The following is a 1,882-nucleotide window of genomic DNA, read 5'->3' as shown; positions in this document are numbered from 1 at the left end:
CTTCGCCGAAGGGGAGGTCGTCGACAACGCGGGCAAGATCGTCGCGACCGCGTCAGGAAGCCTGCTCATCTTCCCGCTCGAAACCGCGTAACACGAAGAGCATCGGCCGAGGCCGGGTCAGCGCTCGCCTCGGCGACCGTCCCCAGCCGACTCCGTCGCGGGCGCGGTCGGGGTCTCAGCCGACTCCGGCGGCGGCGCGGCCGGGGACTCTCCCGTCGGGGACTCTCCCGCCGCGGAGTCCTTCGCCGTGGAAGAGTCCCCTGCGGAGTCTTTCGCAGAGGAATCCCCGGCGGAGTTCCCAGCCGTCTCCTCAGCCGGATCCGAGGGTCCTTCGGAGGGCTCCCCCGAGGACTCCTGCGATGCCGATTCGGTCGTCACGCCGTCTCCCTCACCGGGTTGCGGCCAGTTCACGTCCTTGCTGAAGGAAGGGTGACCCGCGCATGAGTCGAGCACTTCCTCCATGGCGTCTTTCTCCGCCGCAGCCACCCAGAGTCCGTACTTCTGCTTGACTGCGATCTGCCGGGACACGTACTCGCACCGGTAGTCCTCATTCGGCGGCAACCACGAGGCCGCGTCGCCTTCGCTCTTCTGCCGCTTGAGGGTCGAGCTCACGGCCAGAAGGTTGAGCGGATCGTTGGAGAATTCTCGCAATTCGTCATAGGTCAGGCCAGCGGCCCCGGTCTGCCAGGCATTGGAGCGAGACACGATATGGTCGATCTCGATCTTGGACGAGCCGCGTTCGAATTCATAGGAGTCGCCGAGGTATTTATCGTCGAGGCGACCAGCTGCAACGGTGCACCCGTTCGATCCTGCCTCGAGCACAAGTTTGTCGAGGTCGCGCCTGAGAACGTCATTGGGTGTATCGCAGCCGTTGTGGTCGGCATCGGAACGCCAGTCGAATTCCTGCGGATCGTAACCGGTTCGGTGTTCTTTGCCCCTGACGTCCAGCCCGTTCAACTCAGACACCGCAGCGCCTGTCGTCGACGAATCTCCGCTGGCCGGTGGGGAATCACTGGTTTCGGCACCCTCGGCCGCCGGCGCCGCCTCGTCCTGCCTGGCAGCCGCAGACGGCACACTCGAAGGTGCCTCCGAACGCTGGGCTCGCTGGGCTGATTGAGGTGCCTCGGGAGAGAGTGCGGGCCGAGACGGAACAGGGTCGGCATTCGCGTTGCCGCCGCCTCCGGTGGACCAGCCCACGTCGCCGCCGGTCGCCTGGCCCGCATCGGTGCTCCCGCACCCGGACACGAGTAAAAGCACAAGAACCGCAAAGAGGGCCACTACTCGAGCTCGGACGCTGCGGACGGCATCTGCGGAGATCAAGAAATTCGGCACGCTTGACATGTTAGGGCCAATCCACCCTGCCTGTGGGTTGAATGCTCAATCATTATCCGTTTCGTTATCTACCCCGGATGAGACGGTCGAAAACGTCAGAATTGTCATCGGTTCGGCGGCTATTCGCAACCAACTCCATCACCATCGCGGTCGAGGTGGGACGCATATCCCGCGTCACCTCGGCGGACGGGAGCGGCCCCCGCGTCACGGGCCGCAGTGCAGTTTTCGTAGTACACGGAGCCTCCCCCAGAGGTCCTTGTCTCCTTCGAGCTCGACCCCGTCGAACTCGGCTTCTGCGAGTTCGACGATTTCCTCTTCGTATCCTCGGCCGTCGTCACATCGTCGCCCTCGCCGGGTCTCGGCCAGGTCACGTTCTCGGTGAAAGCGGGCTCATCGACACAGGCGCCCAGCACCCGCTGCATCGCGGACTTCTCTGCCGCGACCACCCACAGGTCGTACTTGTGCTTGATCGCTATCTGCCGGGAGACGTATTCGCAGCGATAGCTCTTGGCCGGCGGCAGCCAGGTCGCGGCGTCGCCATCGCCCTTCT

General features: G+C 64.5%; 2 protein-coding genes. Both read right to left on the bottom strand.

Features of this window, described 5'->3' with window-relative positions; translation table 11 throughout:
- Positions 1–117 precede the first annotated feature (117 nt).
- Positions 118–1,332, bottom strand: coding sequence for a GmrSD restriction endonuclease domain-containing protein (locus L0G76_RS15950; RefSeq protein WP_304358108.1), 1,215 nt, complete (start codon positions 1,330–1,332; stop codon positions 118–120).
- A gap of 119 nt (positions 1,333–1,451) precedes the next feature.
- The coding region (locus L0G76_RS15945) for an excalibur calcium-binding domain-containing protein (RefSeq protein ID WP_304358107.1) at positions 1,452–1,882 on the bottom strand (431 nt) is incomplete at its 5' end.

This window comes from Brevibacterium picturae, assembly GCF_030453725.1.
Classification (GTDB): Bacteria; Actinomycetota; Actinomycetes; order Actinomycetales; family Brevibacteriaceae; genus Brevibacterium; species Brevibacterium sandarakinum_A.
The sequence above is the reverse complement of the archived record's forward strand: the minus strand, read 5'-3'. Positions and strand labels throughout refer to the sequence as shown.